The sequence below is a fragment of the Streptomyces pratensis genome (genome assembly GCF_016804005.1).
Classification (GTDB): domain Bacteria; phylum Actinomycetota; class Actinomycetes; order Streptomycetales; family Streptomycetaceae; genus Streptomyces; species Streptomyces pratensis_A.
Map to the genome: position 1 here is coordinate 1143806 of NZ_CP051486.1, position 18997 is coordinate 1162802.

Genomic DNA, 18997 nt, shown 5'->3' on the forward strand with positions numbered 1-18997 from the left:
CGCCCCGGCCCCTGCGCGCCCCGGCCCCTGCGCGCCCCGGCCCCTGCGCGCCCCGGCCGCCCACGGTCGTCGTGCGGGCCCGCCCCCGGTCGGCGGCGCGCCCCCGCCCCGGGCGCGGGTCACTCCGTGGGTGCGGGTGGCTCCGAGGGTGCGGGTGGCTCCGGGGGTTCTGCCTTCGGGGGCCGGCCGCGGCGGGGGATCGGGGCCGCGCCCCCTGGGAGGCGCCCCGCCTCCGCCAGTGCCCGCCGCAGCAGGAACTCGATCTGGGCGTTCGCGCTGCGCAGTTCGTCCGAGGCCCACCGGGCCAGCGCGTCGTGCACCGCGGGATCCAGCCGCAGCAGCATCTGCTTGCGGGCGGGGCCGCGCCGGGGCGTCCGGCCGGGGGGAGGGGCCGCGTCGTCGGTCACTGGTAGAGCGTGCCCGTGTTCAGGACCGGCTGCGCCGCACGGTCACCGCACAGCACCACCATCAGATTGCTGACCATGGCCGCCTTGCGCTCGGAGTCGAGCTCGACGATGTCCTGCTCCGCGATCCGGGTCAGGGCCATCTCGACCATGCCCACCGCGCCCTCGACGATCTGCTGACGGGCGGCGACGACCGCACCGGCCTGCTGCCGCTGGAGCATCGCGGAGGCGATCTCGGGCGCGTACGCGAGGTGGCTGAAGCGGGACTCGATGATGAGCACGCCGGCCGCCTGGACCCGGGCGGTGAGCTCGACGGCGAGCTTCTCGGTGATCTCCTCGGCGTTGCCCCGCAGGGAGAGGCCGCCCTCCTCGTGCGCGTCGTACGGGTACTCGATCGCGATGTGCCGGACTGCCGCCTCGGTCTGGGTGGCGACGAACTCCAGGAAGTCGTCGACCTCGAAGAGTGCCTGCGCGGTGTCCTCGACCTTCCAGACGACGATCGCGGCGAGCTCGATCGGGTTGCCGTAGGCGTCGTTGACCTTCAGTACGGCCGTCTCGTGGTTGCGGACCCGGGTGGAGATCTTGCGACTGGAGGTCAGCGGGTTGATCCAGCGCAGCCCGTCCGCGCGGATCGTGCCCACGTAGCGGCCGAAGAGCTGGATGACCCGGGCCTCGCCCGGAGCGACCATCTTCACACCGCTCATGCAGAAGAACGAGGCGATGGTCAGGAGCAGGCCGAGGATGAGGAGCGGGACGCCCACGCCGTTGTGCCCGTCGGAGCCGAGTACGCCGCCGACGATGGCCAGGGCCACACCGAGGAGCACCCCGAGGACGGTCAGCAGGAGCCCGAGCCCGCCGGGGATCGAATGGGCGGTCGTCTCCCTGACCTGGGGTGCGGGCATCTCGGGAGCGTCCGGCGTCAGGTCGGCGGTGGATCCTGCGGGGCCGGGAAGGTCGTGCGGTGCGGACATGGGTCCCCCGTTTCCTACGGCATAGCGCCGCGCTAGCAATGTGATTACACATTAACGCGTTTCGCAACCCTGCGCACCCTTCGGGAGTCGGTTCCATAGGAGCCGGGTGCTGATTCTCACGTCCGGAAAAGACAGGATCGCCTGCCTTTTGTCCGGGCTTTCAGTGTTAGCTGGCAGGTCTGACCGGAGCGGTACGAGCAGAAGAACAGGAGCACCAAGCGATGGGTCGAGCGGATGCGCGGCGAGCCCAGGGGCGCGAACCCCGCCGGGCCAGGAGCGGCGGCATACGCCGGCTCTTCACCTGGCGCAAGATTCTTGGCACGTTCTTCGGGCTCTGCCTGCTCGTGATGGGCGCCTTCGCGGCCCTCTACGTGTACGTCGACGTGCCCGAGGCGAACGCCCAGGCCCAGAAGCAGAGCAACGTCTACAAGTACAGCGACGGCACGCTCCTGGCCCGAAGCAACTCCGAGGTCAACCGCGAGATCGTCGACCTCGGCGTCGTGCCGAAGAGCGTCCAGCACGCCTTCGTCGCAGCCGAGAACAAGTCCTTCTACCGGGACCAGGGCGTCGACCTCAAGGGCACCGCGCGCGGCCTGATCAACACGGTCTCCGGCAAGGGCAAGCAGGGTGGCTCCACGATCACCCAGCAGTACGTGAAGAACTACTACCTCACGCAGGACCAGACGGTCACCCGCAAGCTCAAGGAGCTGGTGATCTCGCTCAAGGTCGACCAGCGCACCAGCAAGGACGACATCCTCGCGGGGTACCTCAACACGGTCTACTACGGACGTGGTGCGAGCGGTATCCAGGCGGCGGCGCAGGCCTACTACGGCGTCGACGCCAAGGATCTCGACACCTCCCAGGGCGCCTATCTCGCCGCCCTGCTCCAGGCCCCCAGCCAGTACGACTGGGCGAACGCCTCGCCGGCCGGCAAGAAGCTGGTCAAGGAGCGCTGGGCCTACACGCTGAACAACATGGTCGACGAGGGCTGGCTCGACCGGGCCGAGCGGGACAGGATGACGTTCCCCGTCCCCGACCAGCCCAGGGCTGCGCCGGGCATGGAGGGCCAGACCGGCTACCTCGTCGAGGCCGCGAACGACGAGATGAAGCGGCAGGGCGTCACCGACGAGATGCTGGACGCCGGTGGCTGGACGATCACCCTCAACATCGACAAGAAGAAGCAGAAGCAGCTGGAGAAGTCGGTCGACCGCCGGCTCGAGGACCAGCTCGACCGTAAGAACAGCAAGGTCGACGCGACCGTCCAGGCCGGTGCCACCTCGGTGGACCCGAAGACCGGAAAGGTCGTCGCGCTGTACGGCGGTGTCGGGGCCACCGAGCACTACATATCCAACGCCACCCGCCAGGACTACCAGCCGGCCTCCACCTTCAAGCCGCTGGTGCTCGCCTCCGCGCTGGAGAACGGGGCGACCACCCAGGACGGCGACCTGATCGGTCTGAACACGGTCTACGACGGGACCAGCAGGCGCCCCGTGGTGGGCAGCGACATCCCGTTCGACCCGCAGAACGAGGACGACATCAGCTACGACGACCCGACCGTCGCGACGGCGATGGACAAGTCCATCAACTCCGTCTTCGCGCAGATGGTCGTGGACGTCACCCCCGCCGCCGTGAAGAAGACCGCGCTGGCCATGGGGGTACCGGACAAGAACTTCCCCGCGACGCCCTCGCTGACCCTGGGCACCATGAACGCCTCGACGTGGGACATGGCCGGGGTGTACGCCACGCTCGACAACCACGGCAAGAAGGTCACCCCCACCATCGTCAAGTCCGCCGTGCACCGCGACCGCACCATGGAGCCCGTCGACGGTGTGGGCGGCCAGGTGATCAGCCGGGCGTCCGCCGACACCGTGACGAAGGCGCTCACCGAGGTCGTCGACGTCGGCTCCGGCCGGGAGGCCGACACCGCCGCGTACGACGCCGCGGGCAAGACGGGTACCGCCGAGGACAACAAGGCCGCGTGGTTCACGGCCTACACCCCGGAGCTCACGACGGCCGTGGCCCTCTTCGGCGAGTCCACCAAGGACGGCGGCGGCCAGGTCAGCCTCACCGGCACCGCCAACTCCGGCCGGGCCAACGGCGGCGGGTTCCCCGCGAGGATCTGGGCGGACTACACCCTGGGCGCACTCGGGGGAGGATCGAACGCCACCTTCGACCTGGAGGGGGTCGAGCGCGGTGAGACGACGGTGACCGAGACCCCGTCGGCCACTCCGTCGGAGACCCCGGAGCCGTCCCGGACCCCGTCCGAGGAGCCCGAGACGCCCTCCGCCACGCCGAGCGAGACGCCCGGTGAGGAGACGCCGCCGGCCGAGACGCCCAGCGGGACCCCCTCCGTGACGCCGAGTGTGACGCCCAGCACCACGGAGGACCCCGAGGAAGAGGACTGGCCGCCGGGCGAGCGGCCGGGCAGCGACAGCCTGCCGGGGCAGTAGCGACACGGCTGAGGGGCGGGTGCGGGCACCCGCCCCTCAGCCGTGTCCGGCGTCAGCCTGGTCCCCTGGAGCAGTACCGGCCCGTCTGATCCGACGGTGAGCGAGTCTTCGTCGCTCTCCACCGGGACGCCGGCGTTGTTCGTGGTGTACGGAAGCTTCTGGGCTTCCTCGGTCAGGAGCGTCCTCCCGTCGGGTGGGGGGTATCGGTCAGGTCGCTTCGTTCACGACTGAAGTCGACTCCGCCGACGGGAGGTCGGCAACACGTGAAACCGGTGGGGACAGGACGAATCCCCAGGTGGGAATCCCGGCCCTCAGGGAGTGGCCATCTCGAACCAGACCACCTTGCCCGTCGACAGCCGGGTCGCCCCCCACCGCCTGGCCAGCCGGTTGACCAGGAACAGCCCTCGTCCGCCCTCGTCCGTCTCCCGGGCACGCCGCTGCCGGGGCAGCTGCGGCGAGTCGTCGCCGACCTCGCAGCGCAGGATGTCCGTACGCAGCAACCGCAGTGTCACCGGCCGCTCCGCATAGCGCACGGCATTGGTCACCACCTCGCTGACCAGCAGCTCCACCTCGTCCGACAGGTCGTCCAGACCCCACCGGCTCAGGGCCCTGCGGGCGAGCCTGCGGGCCCGCCCGGGTGCCGCGTCCTCCGGCTCCAGGAACCAGTAGGCGACATCGCTCGGCGCGATCCCGTCGAACCTTGCGGCCAGCAGGGCGATGTCGTCGTCACGGTCGCCGGGGCCGAGCATGTCCAGCACGTCGTCGCACAGCGCCTCCAGCGGCGGCGAGTGGTCCGGACCGGTCAGCTGGGCGGTGGCGGCGAGCCGCTCCCGCAGGATCTCGATACCGGTCCAGACGTCCCGCATCCGGGACTCCACGAGGCCGTCCGTGTACAGCAGCAGCGTCGCCCCCGCAGGGGCGTCCAGCTCGACGGCCTCGAAATCGACCCCTCCGACCCCGATCGGCGCACCCGGTGGCACCCGCAGCACCTCGGCCCGGCCGCCCAGGTGGAGCAGCACGGGCGGCGGATGGCCGGCGTTGGCGATGGTGATGCGGTGGGCGACGGGGTCGTACACCGCGTACAGGCAGGTCGCCATGCGGTCGCTGCCCAGCCGCTGCGCCTGCTCGTCCAGATGGTGCAGGACCTCCTGCGGAGGCAGGTCCAGGCCGGCCAGGGTCTGCGCGGTGGTGCGCAGCTGGCCCATGATCGCCGCCGACGTCATGGAGTGCCCCATCACGTCACCGACGACCAGGGCGACCCTGCTGCCGGGGAGCGGGATCGCGTCGTACCAGTCACCGCCGACCCGGGCCGTCTCGGCGGCCGGGAGGTAGCGCGAGGCCAGGCGTACGCCCGTGGGCTGGGGCAGCGAGTCCGGCAGCATCGTGCGCTGGAGCTCGTCGGCGATGTACGCCTCACGGCCGTACAGCACGGCCTTGTCGATGCCGAGCGCGGTGTGCGTGGCCAGCTGGGCCGCGACCAGCAGGTCGTTGGCCTCGAACGGGGGACGGTCCGTGCCGCGGAGGAAGACGGCGGCACCGATCACCCGGCGACGGCCGCGCAGCGGGGCCAGGATCGCGCGGTGCCCGGTCGGGACGGTCCGCCCGGCCCCCAGGAGCTCGGGCAGGGCGACACGTGCCGCCGCGGAGTCACCGAAGACCGGCCGCACCCCGCGCAGCACCTCGGCGAGCGCCCCGCCCGCCTGGATCTCGCACAGGTCCGCGGCGGGCAGCAGCCCGGCCTGGGGGTCGGTGACGGGCAGCCGCAGCCGCTCGCCCTCCGGTCCGCTCTCGCTCTCCTCGTCGGCCAGCCGCAGTCGGTCGGTACGCCGCAGCCGCAGCACGAAGGGGTTGACGGGCCGTTCGTCACCCACCGGGAGCGGGTCGCGGAGGTAGACGAGTATGGCGTCGGAGAACGTGGGCACACTGGCACGGCAGAGACCGAGCACGATCTCGTCCAGGTCTATGCCCCGCGCGATCCGGCGGGTCGCCGCGCCGACGAAACGCAGCCGGTCCCCCTCGCGCCGGGTGACCGTCTGGGTGTCGGCGGCCGGCCCGGCCGCGTCGGAGGCCGTGCCGGGACCCGGCACCGGATTCGGTACGGCATCGGGCACCGGGCCCTTCGCCGTGGCCGGCACCGGGGAGGGGCCGGGGATCGAGGCGGTGGCAGGGCTCGGTGGGGCCTCCTGCTGCCGGGGCCGGGCGCGTTCCTGCTGCCGGGCGGCGAGGGGCTGCCGGCCTTCGTGGGAGGTGGGGTGCTCCGTCACGCGTGGGATTCCGTCCGTCCGGGCCGGTTGTATGAGGCAATCACCTCGTGGGGCGCCACTGTGCCCCGGCAAGAGCGGTGAGAACAACGGCTGTCACCGGATGCCCTCGGAAAAGGGGCCGAAACCGTACGGCCGCCAGGGTGACCGGTACGGGGTCCTCCTGTGGCCGGGCAGCAGGCAGCGAGCACGTCCCCACCCCCTCGTAGTGGTTCGTGCGACCGCACTTCCACCCGGCTCCGTGGACCGTGTGACTCGTGCGACGCATGCGGTGACTGGTGGTCAGACCCTTGGCCGGTCACGCCGGTTGTGGAACACCGGTCCGGCGCAGCGGTTCACGGGGAGCGATCCTACGTTCGCCCCCCTGGGGTGCATCAAGGGTCTCACGACGGCGTGCGGGCGGGGGCGCGGTCCCAGTCATCGGGGAGCGGGGGGACCTGCCACCGGGGGTCGGGGCGCCAGTGCTCCCAGCCGTCGCTGAACGGCGCCCCCCAGCGCTCGATCACCTCGACGGCCGCGAGCCCTGCCTCGCGTACCCGCCGGGCGGTGGCCACGTCCATCAGCCCGACCCGCTGCGCCTGCGCGAACTCGTCCTCGTCGAGCCACTCCCAGCTGTGGTCGGGACGCACCGAGATGTCGAGGAAATGGTCCTGCGAATCGATCCCGCCGGCCCAGCGTGAGCGCGGCTCCTCGAGGTTGACGTACCAGTTGCGGAAGAGCCATCCGCGGTCCCAGAACAGCCAGACCGACCAGGGGTCGCCCGGGCGGGCGAGCTTCAGGACGCCCGAGCCGAACCACCTGGAACGCACGGTCGTGCGGGGGCGCGTGTAGCGGGTGGCGAGCGGCTCGGCGTGCACCTGGGTGCCGTCGGCGAGCACCGGCCGCATGCACTCGGTGCCGGATGCCATCCACACCGCCAGCAGCTCGTCGGTGTCCTGGACGACGGTGACCGGTCGGCAGATGTGCACCGCTCGGCCGTCGCCTTCGCCGGGCCTTTCGTTGGCCCGGTAGCGCCAGAGGATCGGGTCCCCCGGTGACCAGCGCACGTCGTCCCCCGCACCTGCCCCGGTGCCTGATCCCGTACCCGCTTCCGTCGCTGTCATGAAGAGATCTTAGGGACGCACCCGCCGTCGCGGCGCCTTACGCGTCAAGGCCGGGTCATACGCAACACGTCCAGGGCCTCGTCGAGCTGTTCGGACGTCAGGTCGCCGCGCTCGACGTATCCTCCAGCCAGCACGGTCTCCCGGATCGTCGTGCCGTCGGCCAGGGACTTCTTGGCGACCTTCGCCGCCTCCTCGTAGCCGATGTACTTGTTCAGCGGGGTCACGACCGAGGGCGAGGACTCCGCGTACCGCCGGGCCCGCTCCACGTCGGCCGTGATGCCGTCGACCGTGCGGTCGGCCAGCAGCCGTGAGGCGTTGCCGAGCAGCCGCACCGACTCCAGCAGGTTCTTCGCGATCACCGGAAGCATCACGTTGAGCTCGAAGTTGCCTGCGGCTCCGGCGGCGGCGACCGTGGCGTCGTTGCCCGTCACCTGGGCCGCGACCATCAGCACGGCCTCCGGAATGACCGGATTCACCTTGCCCGGCATGATCGACGACCCGGGCTGGAGGTCGGGAAGAGTGATCTCGGCGAGCCCGGTGCGGGGACCGGAGGCCATCCAGCGCAGGTCGTTGGAGATCTTGGTGAGCGACACGGCGACGGTACGGAGCTGGCCCGACGCCTCGACGAGTCCGTCCCTGGCGCCCTGCGCCTCGAAGTGGTCGCGGGCCTCGGTGAGCGGGAGGCCGGTCGTGCGGGCGACCTCGGCGATCACCGCGGCGGAGAAGCCGGGCGGGGTATTGATCCCGGTGCCCACCGCCGTACCGCCCAGGGGGAGTTCGGCGAGGCGGGGGAGCGAGGAGTGCAGACGCTCGACGCCATGGCGGATCTGTGCCGCGTAGCCGCCGAACTCCTGGCCCAGCGTGACGGGGGTGGCGTCCATCAGATGCGTACGGCCCGACTTCACGACCTCCGCGAATTCGGCCGATTTCCGCTCCAGGGACGCGGCCAGGTGTTCGAGGGCGGGGATCAGGTCGGCGGTGACGGCCGCGGTCGCGGCGATGTGGATGGACGACGGGAACACGTCGTTGGACGACTGGGAGGCGTTGACGTGGTCGTTGGGGTGCACCTCGCGCCCGAGACGCTCGGTGGCGAGCGTGGCCACGACCTCGTTGGTGTTCATGTTGGACGACGTGCCGGAACCTGTCTGGAACACGTCGACGGGGAAGTGCTCGTCCCAGCGCCCCGCCGCCACCTCGGCGGCGGCCTCCTGGATCGCGTCCGCGATGTCCGGATCCAGCACCTTCAGCTCGGCGTTGACCTTGGCCGCGGCGGCCTTGATCCGGGCCAGGGCCTCGATGTGGGCCCGCTCCAGACGTTGTCCGGAGATGGGGAAGTTCTCCACCGCGCGCTGCGTCTGCGCACGCCACTTGGCGTGCGCGGGTACCTTCACCTCGCCCATCGAGTCGTGCTCGACGCGGTACTGCGTGTCCTCGGCCGGTTCGCCCATGGTGTTCATACCTCCTGCTGGAGCGAGCGCGGTCCGCGCCCGCCGTATTCCCCCGCTACTCCTGCCCCGGACCGCGCGACGGATCACGCACCGCGACGACGTTCACGCGTCCACCCGCCCCGGCCCGCCGGGCCCCCTGCACGCCGCACGTGCCGGAGTGCACCGCACACATGCCGGAGGGCACCCCGGACATGCCTTTGGGTACCCCGGACATGCCGGAGGGGCGCAGCGGTGGCCGGTGCGCCCCTCCGTGTGCGTGCGGTCAGCCGAGGCCGGGGCCGCGGACCGGGATGCTGGTGAAGGTCGGCGCCGGGGCGGGCTCGGTGAAGAAGTCGTTGCCCTTGTCGTCGACCACGACGAACGCGGGGAAGTCCTCGACCTCGATCCGCCAGACCGCCTCCATGCCGAGCTCCTCGTACTCGACGACCTCGACCTTCTTGATGCAGTCCTGCGCCAGGCGTGCGGCGGGGCCGCCGATCGAGCCGAGGTAGAAGCCGCCGTGCGCGTCGCACGCGTCCGTGACCTGCTTGGACCTGTTGCCCTTGGCGAGCATCACCTTGGAGCCGCCCGCCGCCTGGAACTGCGCGACGTAGCTGTCCATGCGGCCGGCGGTCGTCGGGCCGAAGGAACCGGACGCATAACCCTCGGGGGTCTTCGCCGGGCCGGCGTAGTACACCGGGTGGTCCTTGAGGTACTGCGGCATCTCCTCGCCCGCGTCGAGCCGCTCCTTGATCTTGGCGTGCGCGATGTCGCGCGCCACGACCAGCGGGCCGGTCAGCGAGAGCCGGGTCTTCACCGGGTACTTGGTCAGCTCGGCCAGGATCTCGTCCATCGGCCGGTTGAGGTCGATCCGCACGACGTCACCGGACTCGTCCAGGTGCTCGTCGGTGGTGTCCGGGAGGAAACGCGCCGGGTCCTTCTCCAGCTGCTCCAGGAACACGCCCTCGGCGGTGATCCTGGCGGTCGCCTGGCGGTCGGCGGAGCAGGACACGGCGATCGCGACGGGCAGCGAGGCGCCGTGCCTGGGGAGGCGGACGACCCGGACGTCGTGGCAGAAGTACTTGCCGCCGAACTGGGCGCCGATGCCGATCTTCTGCGTCAGCTCGAAGACCTTCTGCTCCAGGTCCTCGTCCCGGAAGCCGTGGCCGGTGGGGGAGCCCTCGGAGGGCAGCTCGTCCAGGTAGTGGGCGGAGGCGTACTTCGCGGTCTTCAGCGCGAATTCGGCCGACGTACCGCCGACGACGATCGCCAGGTGGTAGGGCGGGCAGGCCGCAGTGCCCAGCGAACGGATCTTCTCCTCCAGGAACTTCATCATGGAGGCCTCGTTGAGGACCGCCTTGGTCTCCTGGTAGAGGAAGGACTTGTTGGCCGAGCCGCCGCCCTTCGCCATGAAGAGGAACTTGTAGGCGCCGCCGTCCGTCGCGTACAGCTCGATCTGGGCCGGGAGGTTCGAGCCGGTGTTCTTCTCGTCCCACATGGTCAGCGGGGCCATCTGCGAGTAGCGCAGGTTCAGCTTCGTGTACGCGTCGAAGATGCCGTGCGACAGGGCCTCCTCGTCACCGCCCTCGGTGAGCACGTTCTGGCCGCGCTTGCCCATGACGATCGCCGTACCGGTGTCCTGGCACATGGGCAGGACACCCGCGGCGGCGATGTTCGCGTTCTTCAGGAGGTCCAGCGCGACGAACTTGTCGTTGGACGAGGCCTCGGGGTCGTCCACGATGCGGCGCAGCTGCGCCAGGTGGGCGGGCCGCAGGTAGTGCGAGATGTCGTGCATGGCCTCGGCCGCGAGGGTGCGCAGGGCCTCCGGAGCCACCTTGAGGAACGTACGGCCGTCGGCCTCGAAGGTCGAGACGCCCTCGGCTGTCACCAGCCGGTACGGCGTGGTGTCCTCTCCCAGGGGGAGCAGATCGGAGTACGCAAACTCTGGCATTACGGCCATTCCTCACTCGGTGACAGCGGCTGACCTCCCTCGGGCAGCGCATCCACCAGGGTAGGACCCTCGGGGCGCGGTGAACCTGTGAGGTAAGGCTCACCCGGACCGCTTGATCCGGCGGCCGGATTCCGAGCAAGGCCGGTGAGGCACTGGTCGCGATCTATCGCGTCTGGGTAGGCTGGTCCGGTGGACCTCGAGAAGCAGCCTCAGCAGCCCGTCGCTCCGGCCGGTCCCGCGCCCGCCGGAATCCGCGCCTCCGACGCGGACCGTGACCGGATCGCGGACATCCTGCGGGAGGCCATGGCCGAGGGCCGGCTGACCGCCGATGAGCACGCCGAGCGGGTCGACCTGGTCTACCGGGCCAAGACCGTCGGTGAGCTCGAGCCGCTGGTCCAGGACCTGCCGGCACCGGACGGCGCCGCTCGGCAGACCGCCTCGCCCTACTCCTACGGCCCGGAGGGGACGGGCGGACCCGCCGAGAACCTCGTCGCGGTCTTCAGCAGCTCCACCCGCAAGGGCCGTTGGCGGGTCGGCGGCCGCACGAACGCCTTCGCGCTCTTCGGGAGCGTCGAGATCGACCTGACCGAGGCGCTGTTCGGCCAGCGTCTGACGGTCATCAACGCGACGTCCATCTTCGGCAGTGTCGAGGTCAAGGTTCCCGAGAACATCTCCCTGCGCGGCAGCGGAACAGGCATTTTCGGCAATTTCGAGGTCGACACACTGGAATCCGTGGACCCGGAGGCACCGGTGGTCGTCGTGAACGGCTATTCCGTATGCGGGAGCGTCGAGGCAAAGCCCAAGCGTGGCAAGCTCATTGCCAATCTGCACCGGCAGTTGCGCAAGCACCTCGGTCACTGAGGCCGGGTGGCTGGGACACCGCTAATTCAGGCCATTCGGCCAAGCGGTGTGATCGCGACGGCCTGGCGGCGGCGCCACTCAGTGCATAGGCGTGCGTACAGCGGGTAGGGAGAGCTGCATCGCCTCTCGCTCACGAAGCCCAAGCCGTCGTCAGGAGTGGACCGTGCTGCACATGCCGCATCAGCCCCTGCAGGTCGCCGCCGTACCGTCCCAGCGCGCACCCGCGCGGGAGGATCAGGCGGGGCCCTGGCACTCGGAGGCGGTGTGCCGCCGGGACGAAGCCGGGCTGTTCTTCGCCCCGTCGAAGGAGCCGACTGCTGCCCGGCTGTCCCGTGAGGAAGCCGCGAAACAGGTCTGTGCGAGGTGTCCGGTCATGGTGGAGTGCCGGGAGCACGCGCTCATACAGCCCGAGCCCTACGGGGTGTGGGGCGGCCTCACCGCCGCCGAACGCCGTGTGGTGCTCGCCCGGCGCCGGAGGCGCGACATCGAGCTCAAGGCGGCCCCGACGGGGCGCATAGCCGCAGCGGGCTGATTCCCGGACGGTACGGATGTGGGGGCCGCCCCGCCGGGACGGCCCCCACATCCGTACCGTCCGGGCTACTTGGCGCGGTCGAAGTCGATCGCGCTGTAGGCGCGCAGCTTCGAGAGCCGGTGCGTCGAGTCGATCCTGCGGATCGTGCCCGACTTGGACCGCATCACCAGGGACTCCGTGGTCGCCGTCTCCGCGCGGTACCGCACACCGCGCAGGAGTTCGCCGTCGGTGATCCCGGTGGCGACGAAGAACACGTTGTCCCCGCTGACGAGGTCGTCCGTCGACAGGACGCGGTCCAGGTCGTGGCCGGCGTCCAGCGCACGCTGCCGCTCGGCCTCGTCCTTGGGCCAGAGCTTGCCCTGGATGACACCGCCGAGGCACTTTATGGCGCAGGCCGAGATGATGCCCTCGGGGGTGCCGCCGATGCCCATGAGCAGGTCGACGCCGGTGCCCTCGCGGGCCGCCATGATCGACCCGGCGACGTCGCCGTCGGAGATGAACTTGATGCGGGCGCCGGTCTCCCGGATCTCCTTGACGACGCCTTCGTGCCGGGGCCGGTCCAGGATGACGACGGTGACGTCCTCGGGCGTCGAGCTCTTGGCCCTCGCGACGCGTCGGATGTTCACGGACACGGGTGCGTTGATGTCGACGAAGTCGGCGGCCTCCGGGCCGGTGACCAGCTTGTCCATGTAGAAGACGGCGGACGGGTCGAACATCGCACCACGGTCGGCGGCGGCCAGCACGGCGATCGCGTTGGGCATGCCCTTGGCATTGAGCGTGGTGCCGTCGATCGGGTCGACGGCGATGTCGACCTCGGCTCCGGTGCCGTCGCCGACGCGCTCGCCGTTGAACAGCATGGGGGCTTCGTCCTTCTCGCCCTCACCGATGACGACGATGCCGTTCATCGACACCGTGGAGACGAGCGTACGCATGGCTTTCACGGCGGCGCCGTCGGCGCCGATCTTGTCGCCGCGGCCGACCCAGCGCCCGGCGGCCATGGCGGCGGCCTCGGTCACCCGCACCAGCTCCAGGGCCAGGTTGCGGTCGGGGGCCTCCGGGGAGACCTCGAGCTGGGACGGCAGATGATGCTCGGACATCGGAGCGCACCTTTCTGTACGACGACGACCGGAAAAGAGGGTGCTGTGACTCTATCGGTAGGTCGATAAAATGAGCAGACCGGGTCACTTATGAGCGGGTGCCCGATGGTCGGGCCCCTTGGGGCGCATGCCACCATTGAGTCCGTGGCAAGCAAGCGAGGCAAGCAGACCGTCCGGGACATGATCCTGTCGATGCTCGTGATCACCGCAGTGGCGGGCGTCGTCTACATCTTCATTCCGCACGACGACAAGGCGGACCCGATCAAGGCGGTCGACTACCGGGTCGAGCTCGCGACGGCGCGTCGCGCCGCACCGTACCCGGTGGCGGCCCCCGCCGGCCTCGCGGAAGGCTGGAAGCCGACCTCCGTCTCGTACGAGGGGCACAACGGCGCCGGCTGGCACCTCGGCTACCTCGACCCGGACGACAGGTACGTGGCCGTGGAACAGTCGACGACCCCGGCGAAGAAGTACGTCCCCCAGGTCAGCCAGGACGCCGAGAACACCGGGCGTACGCGTGAGGTGTCGGGCCGGGTCTGGGAGGTCTGGGAGGGCCCGAAGTACGACGCTTTGGTGCTGCACGCCGAGGGCGTGACGACGGTGGTCACCGGCTCGGCCCCGGCGGACCGGCTGGCGGAGATGGCCGGCGCGCTGAAGACGGCCCCCGCCGCGACCCCCTCCGCCGGCACCCCCGCCGCGACTCCCTCCGCAGGCACCCCCGCCGCGACCCCCTCCGCGGGCACCCCCGCCGCGACCCCCTCCGCGGGCACCCCCGCCGTGACTCCCTCCGCAGGCACCCCCGCCTCCGAGGCCCCCGCCGCCTGACCGCCGGGAGGCCTTCCGGGCCGTGAGGAATCGCGAAAGCCCCGCAGCGCTCGGCGCTGCGGGGCTTTTCCGCTGGTCCCGGGAGGGGGCCAGGGGGAGATCAGACCGTCGTGACGACCTCGTCGTAGGACAGGCGCGGCAGACGCGGGAACCAGGCGTCCTCGCCCGGCTTGCCGATGTTGACGGCCATGAGCAGCTTGTGGTCGCTGTCCAGGAACTCCTTCTCGATGCCCGCGGCGTCGTAGCCGGTCATCGGGCCGGCGGCCAGGCCGGCGGCGCGGACGCCGATGATGAAGTAGGCGGCCTGCAGTCCGGCGTTCAGCGCGGCGGACTGCTCGCGGACCGGGCGCTCGGAGAAGAACGCGTCCTTGGCCTGCGGGAAGTGCGGCAGGAGTGCGGGGAGTTCCTCGTGGAACTCGTGGTCCGCGACGAGGAGCGCGACCAGCGGGGCGGTCGAGGTCTTCGGGCGGTTGCCCTCGGCCATGTGCTTGACGAGACGCTCGCGGGCCTCCGGCGTGCGGACCAGGACGACGCGCAGCGGCGACTGGTTGAAGGCGGTGGGGCCGTACTTGACCAGGTCGTAGATCGCCTGGACCTGCTCGTCGGTCACCGGCTCGTCGGTGAACGTGTTGGCAGTGCGGGCCTCGCGGAAGAGGAGGTCCTGGGCGGCGGGGTCAAGAACGAGGGACATCTGGAGCGTTACCTTCCGGACGGTACGGGTCAAGCGGTGCGATCACCGTAGCGGAAGAATAGATTAAAGTTCAACTAAATCGCGCAGGGAGTGATCCAGCGCACAGGCACGCCTGTGCGCACAGGCAGTACTCCGGTGCACAGGCACACCCCGGCGCACGGACACATCTCGGCACACAGCCACCCCCGGCACACAGGCACATCTCGGCACACCTGCACACCCGTAGCGCGTCCGTGCACGCGTCAGTCCGTGCCGCCGCCCGCGTCGGAGAGCTCCTCCGGGCGCGCCAGGGCCGCGTCCAGCCGGGCCCGCGCACCCTCCAGCCAGCGTCGGCACACCTTCGCCAGTTCCTCGCCGCGCTCCCACAGGGCCAGCGACTCCTCCAGAGTCGTGCCGCCCGCCTCCAGGCGGCGTACGACCTCGATCAGCTCGTCCCGCGCCTGCTCGTACCCGAGCGTGCCCGTCGCGGCAGCCGTCGTCGTCCCGTCGTCCGTCGTCCCGTCGTCCGTCATGCGGCCCACCCTATGCGCGGGCTCCGACAACCCCGGCCCCTCACTCCGCGACCCTCACGGTGAACTCACCCTCGGAGACCCGCGCCCGCAGCTCCTCACCCGGCGCCCCCGCGTCCGCCGGGGAGCGCACCACATGGCCGTCCGGTCGCTGCAGCACCGCGTATCCCCGCTCCAGCGTCGCCGCGGGCGACAGCGCCACGACCCGGGCCCGGGTGTGCGCCAGCTCCGAGTCGGCGCGGTCCAGCAGATGCCCGAGCACCCTGCGGCTCCGCCCGGCCAGCGCGTCGATCTCCGCCTCCCGCTCGTCCACCATCCGCTGCGGCCGCTCCATGGAGGACCTGCCGAGCGCGTGCGCCAGCCCCCGCTCCTCCCGGTCGATGAGCCCCCGCACGGTCCGCAGCGCGCGGTCCCGGAGCTGCTGGACACGGTCGAGCTCCTCGCCCACGTCCGGCACCACCTTCTTCGCGGCGTCCGTCGGAGTCGACGCCCGCAGATCGGCCACCAGGTCCAGCAGGGGGGAGTCCGGCTCGTGCCCGATGGCGGAGACCACCGGCGTACGGCACGCGGCCACCGCCCGGATCAGCGCCTCGTCGGAGAACGGCAGAAGGTCCTCGACACTGCCGCCGCCGCGGGCGATGACGATCACGTCGACCTCCGGCAGGCCGTCCAGCTCCTGCACGGCCTGCACCACCTGGTTCACGGCGTGCACACCCTGCACCGCGGTGTTGCGCACCTCGAAGCGCACGGCGGGCCAGCGACGCCTGGCGTTCTCCAGCACATCGCGCTCCGCCGCCGACGCCCGCCCGGAAACCAGACCGATCAGCTGCGGCAGGAAGGGGAGCGGCTTCTTCCGGTCCAGCGCGAAAAGCCCCTCGGCGGCCAGTGACTTCTTCAGCTGCTCCAGCCGCACCAGCAGCTCTCCGATGCCCACCGGCCGTATCTCCGTGGCCCGCAGTGACAGCTGCCCGCGCGGGGCGTACCACTCCGGCTTGGCGAGGACGACCACCCGCGCGCCCTCCGTCACCACATCGGCGATCCGGTCGAACACCTGCCGGAAGCAGGTCACGCTCACCGAGATGTCGTGGGACGGGTCACGCAGCGTCAGGAACACCACTCCGGCGCCGGGCCGGCGCGACAGCTGGGTGATCTGCCCCTCGACCCAGACCGCGCCGAGCCGGTCGATCCAGCCGCCGATCAGCCGTGACACGTCGCCGACGGGCAGCGGGGCTTCCGGGGACGTAGTGAGAGCCATACGGGCGAGCGTATCGGCCGGAGCCGACAACCAGGGCCTTCCGGCCGGACCGTGCCGGGCCCCGCCGGCCGGAAGGCCCTGGTCCTGCGGCCGGCCGGAAGACTCCGGTGCGTCGCCCCCGGAGTTCCGTCCGGCCCGTGACGCCGGGTCCACGACGGGACTCCGCGTACCCCTAGGCCGCCCGCCGCCCCCACTGCACGGCGAGCACCACCAGCCCGATCCCCAGCCAGCACAGCCCCACCAGCTGGGCGCTCGTCGTGGCCTCCAGGATCACCGCGACCAGGACGGCCGCACCCACCACCGGCATCAGCACATGGCGCCACCAGCTCGGCGGGCCCTCCATCCGGCGTACCGCGAACCAGCCCACCACCGACGCGTGCAGCAGCACGAACGCCGTGAGCGCGCCGACGTCCACCACGGACACCAGGTGGTCGAGCCCGTCGTCGCGCCGGGCCGCCCACACCGCCGCCACCAGGGTCACCACGGCGGCGCCCATGATCGCCACGCGCGGGACCCCTGACCTGGTGTCGACCTGCGACAGGAAAGAGGGGAGCCGCCGCTCCCGGGCCATCGCGAACACCAGCCGGCCGGCCGCCGCCTGCCCCGCCAGCGCCGCGAACGCGGCACCGATCGCCTTGCTGACGGCCACCAGATCGTGCAGCCAGGTCCCGACCGAGGCGTCCACCGCGTCGTAGAACGCGGACCCCTGCTTCACCGGATCCGCGGCCAGCTCCGCCGAGCTCACCGGTTCGAGGAGTGCCGCCAGATACGACTGGGCGACGAACAGGGCGCCGGCGAGCACCAGACAGAACAGCACCGCCCGCGCCACCTTCGCCGATCCCCCCGTCACCTCCTCCGCGAACGACGCGATCGCGTCGAAGCCCAGATAGGACAGCACGGCGACGGACACCGCCCCCATCACCGCGGTCATCGAGAACCCGGAGTCCCCGGTGAGCGGAGTCAGCCAGCCACGCTGTGCCCCGTCCCGGGCCAGCACCACCACCGCCGACACCACGAACACCAGCAGCACCACGATCTCCATGGCGAGCACCGCGAAGCCCACCCGGGCCGCCGCACGTACGCCCCAGAGGTTGAGCAAGGTCGTCACGACGACCGCGATCGCCGTCCACACCCATCGGGACACCTCGGGGACCAGCGCGTTCATCGCGATCCCGGAGAAGAGATAGGCGACCGCGGGGATGAGCAGGTAGTCGAGCATCGCCATCCAGCCGGCGATGAACCCGGGCCCTTCCCCCAGCCCCTTCCGGGCGTAGGCGAAGACCGATCCGGCGAGCGGCGCGACATGGACCATCTGGGCGTAACTGAACGCGGTGAAGGCCATCACCACGGTCGCCACGAGATACACCAGCGCCACCGCGCCGTCGGACTTGGCGTCCAGCGTGCCGAACACCCCGACCGGGGCCATGGGCGCGATGAACAGCAGCCCGTAGACCACCAGGTCACGGAACCCCAGTGTGCGACGCAGCTTTCCCTCTGCCGTACTGCTGCCGCTGCCCGCCATGAAGCCTCCGTCGCTTGATTGCGTACGCATCAGTCTCGCGACCCCGCTGTCCCGGCGCCTGTTCGGTACGGCCTTACGATGGGACGCATGACTGCAACTCCTGCCCGCCGTGTCCTGCTCGCCGCGCCCCGTGGCTACTGCGCGGGCGTGGACCGCGCCGTGATCGCCGTCGAGAAGGCCCTGGAACAGTACGGTGCGCCGATCTACGTCCGTCACGAGATCGTGCACAACAAGTACGTCGTGCAGACGCTCGAGAAGAAGGGCGCGATCTTCGTCGACGTGACCGCGGAGGTGCCCGAGGGCTCCATCGTGATGTTCTCCGCGCACGGAGTCGCCCCGACCGTCCACGCGGAGGCCGCCGAGCGCAAGCTCGCCACCATCGACGCGACCTGCCCGCTGGTCACCAAGGTGCACAAGGAAGCCGTCCGCTACGCCAAGGAGGACTACGACATCCTCCTGATCGGCCACGAGGGCCACGAGGAAGTCATCGGCACGAGCGGTGAGGCCCCCGACCACATCACGCTGGTCGACGGCCCCGAAGACGTGGCCAACGTCGAGGTCCGCGACGAGTCGAAGGTCGTCTGGCTCTCCCAGACCACGCTGTCCGTCGACGAGACGATGGAGACCGTCGGCGCGCTCAAGCAGAAGTTCCCGAACCTGCTCTCCCCGCCGAGCGACGACATCTGCTACGCCACGCAGAACCGCCAGGTCGCGGTGAAGAAGCTGGCCGAGGACGCCGAACTGGTCATCGTCGTCGGCTCGAAGAACTCCTCCAACTCGATCCGCATGGTCGAGGTCGCCCTGGACGCGGGCGCGCCCGCCGCCCACCTGGTGGACTTCGCCGACGAGATCGACGAGGCGTGGCTGGAGGGCGTCACCACGGTCGGACTGACCTCGGGGGCGTCGGTGCCGGACGTCCTGGTCGACGGCGTGCTGGAGTGGCTGGGCGAGCGGGGTTACGCGGACGTGGAGACGGTGAAGACCGCGGACGAGTCGATCACCTTCTCGCTGCCCAAGGAACTCCGGCGCGACCTGCGTGCGGAGGCCGCGGCGCTCTCAGAGTGACCCGCGCGTGCCCGGTGCGCCCGCTCTCCGGCGGGTGACCCGGGCACACCCGTCGGATCCCACCTCCGGGGAGTGA

General features: G+C 70.8%; 16 protein-coding genes. 5 read left to right on the forward strand and 11 right to left on the reverse strand.

Annotation, left to right across the window (positions count from 1 at the left end; all coding sequences use genetic code 11):
• Positions 1-119: 119 nt before the first annotated feature.
• Positions 120-407, reverse strand: a complete 288-nt coding sequence (locus HED23_RS05150; RefSeq protein WP_203182237.1) for a hypothetical protein — start codon at positions 405-407, stop codon at positions 120-122.
• A complete protein-coding gene (locus tag HED23_RS05155; RefSeq protein ID WP_203182238.1) occupies positions 404-1375 on the reverse strand; it encodes an SPFH domain-containing protein in 972 nt (323 codons plus the stop codon). The genes HED23_RS05150 and HED23_RS05155 overlap by 4 nt, the downstream gene beginning before the upstream one ends.
• A 221-nt stretch (positions 1376-1596) precedes the next feature.
• Here HED23_RS05155 and HED23_RS05160 point away from each other — a divergent pair, with 221 nt between their 5' ends.
• A complete protein-coding gene (locus HED23_RS05160) occupies positions 1597-3825 on the forward strand; it encodes a transglycosylase domain-containing protein (protein WP_203182239.1) in 2229 nt (742 codons plus the stop codon).
• 311 nt (positions 3826-4136) lie between these two features.
• Here the strand turns inward: HED23_RS05160 and HED23_RS05165 are convergent, their stop codons facing one another.
• From HED23_RS05165 to HED23_RS05180, 4 genes are all read right to left on the reverse strand, one after another.
• Positions 4137-6089 (reverse strand): SpoIIE family protein phosphatase, encoded by a 1953-nt coding sequence (locus HED23_RS05165; protein ID WP_203182240.1) that lies wholly within the window; start codon positions 6087-6089, stop codon positions 4137-4139.
• Positions 6090-6469: 380 nt separating this feature from the next.
• Complete coding sequence (locus HED23_RS05170; protein WP_203182241.1) at positions 6470-7189, reverse strand: DUF402 domain-containing protein; 720 nt, start codon at positions 7187-7189, stop codon at positions 6470-6472.
• A gap of 44 nt (positions 7190-7233) precedes the next feature.
• Positions 7234-8637 carry a class II fumarate hydratase gene (locus HED23_RS05175; RefSeq protein WP_203187365.1) on the reverse strand — a complete coding sequence of 468 codons (1404 nt, stop codon included), beginning with the start codon at positions 8635-8637 and terminating at the stop codon, positions 7234-7236.
• A gap of 262 nt (positions 8638-8899) precedes the next feature.
• On the reverse strand, positions 8900-10567 hold the full coding sequence (locus HED23_RS05180) for a fumarate hydratase (RefSeq protein ID WP_203182242.1): 1668 nt from the start codon (positions 10565-10567) through the stop codon (positions 8900-8902).
• A gap of 189 nt (positions 10568-10756) precedes the next feature.
• Between HED23_RS05180 and HED23_RS05185 the strand changes: the two genes are divergently transcribed.
• Positions 10757-11428, forward strand: coding sequence for a DUF1707 SHOCT-like domain-containing protein (locus HED23_RS05185; RefSeq protein WP_203182243.1), 672 nt, complete (start codon positions 10757-10759; stop codon positions 11426-11428).
• 163 nt (positions 11429-11591) lie between these two features.
• Positions 11592-11960, forward strand: a complete 369-nt coding sequence (locus HED23_RS05190; protein WP_203182244.1) for a WhiB family transcriptional regulator — start codon at positions 11592-11594, stop codon at positions 11958-11960.
• Positions 11961-12025: 65 nt separating this feature from the next.
• Here the strand turns inward: HED23_RS05190 and glpX are convergent, their stop codons facing one another.
• Positions 12026-13057: a class II fructose-bisphosphatase gene (glpX, locus tag HED23_RS05195; RefSeq protein ID WP_203182245.1), complete on the reverse strand. Its 1032-nt coding sequence runs from the start codon at positions 13055-13057 to the stop codon at positions 12026-12028.
• Positions 13058-13147: 90 nt separating this feature from the next.
• On the opposite strand from glpX, the gene HED23_RS05200 reads away from it, so the two are divergent.
• Positions 13148-13879, forward strand: a complete 732-nt coding sequence (locus tag HED23_RS05200; protein WP_274382997.1) for a DUF4245 domain-containing protein — start codon at positions 13148-13150, stop codon at positions 13877-13879.
• Between the two features lie 100 nt (positions 13880-13979).
• Here the strand turns inward: HED23_RS05200 and HED23_RS05205 are convergent, their stop codons facing one another.
• The 4 genes from HED23_RS05205 to HED23_RS05220 form a co-directional block, all read right to left on the reverse strand.
• Entirely contained in the window at positions 13980-14570 is a 591-nt protein-coding gene (locus HED23_RS05205; protein WP_203182247.1) for a malonic semialdehyde reductase, read from the reverse strand.
• A gap of 242 nt (positions 14571-14812) precedes the next feature.
• Entirely contained in the window at positions 14813-15082 is a 270-nt protein-coding gene (locus tag HED23_RS05210) for an exodeoxyribonuclease VII small subunit (RefSeq protein WP_203182248.1), read from the reverse strand.
• A 40-nt stretch (positions 15083-15122) separates the two neighbouring features.
• Positions 15123-16334 carry an exodeoxyribonuclease VII large subunit gene (gene xseA, locus HED23_RS05215; protein ID WP_203182249.1) on the reverse strand — a complete coding sequence of 404 codons (1212 nt, stop codon included), beginning with the start codon at positions 16332-16334 and terminating at the stop codon, positions 15123-15125.
• A gap of 172 nt (positions 16335-16506) precedes the next feature.
• The gene (locus HED23_RS05220) at positions 16507-17856 is read right to left on the reverse strand and encodes an APC family permease (protein WP_203187366.1); all 1350 of its coding nucleotides are present in this window, start codon (positions 17854-17856) and stop codon (positions 16507-16509) included.
• Positions 17857-17934: 78 nt separating this feature from the next.
• On the opposite strand from HED23_RS05220, the gene HED23_RS05225 reads away from it, so the two are divergent.
• Positions 17935-18921: a 4-hydroxy-3-methylbut-2-enyl diphosphate reductase gene (locus HED23_RS05225; RefSeq protein ID WP_203182250.1), complete on the forward strand. Its 987-nt coding sequence runs from the start codon at positions 17935-17937 to the stop codon at positions 18919-18921.
• The last annotated feature ends 76 nt before the right edge of the window (positions 18922-18997 follow it).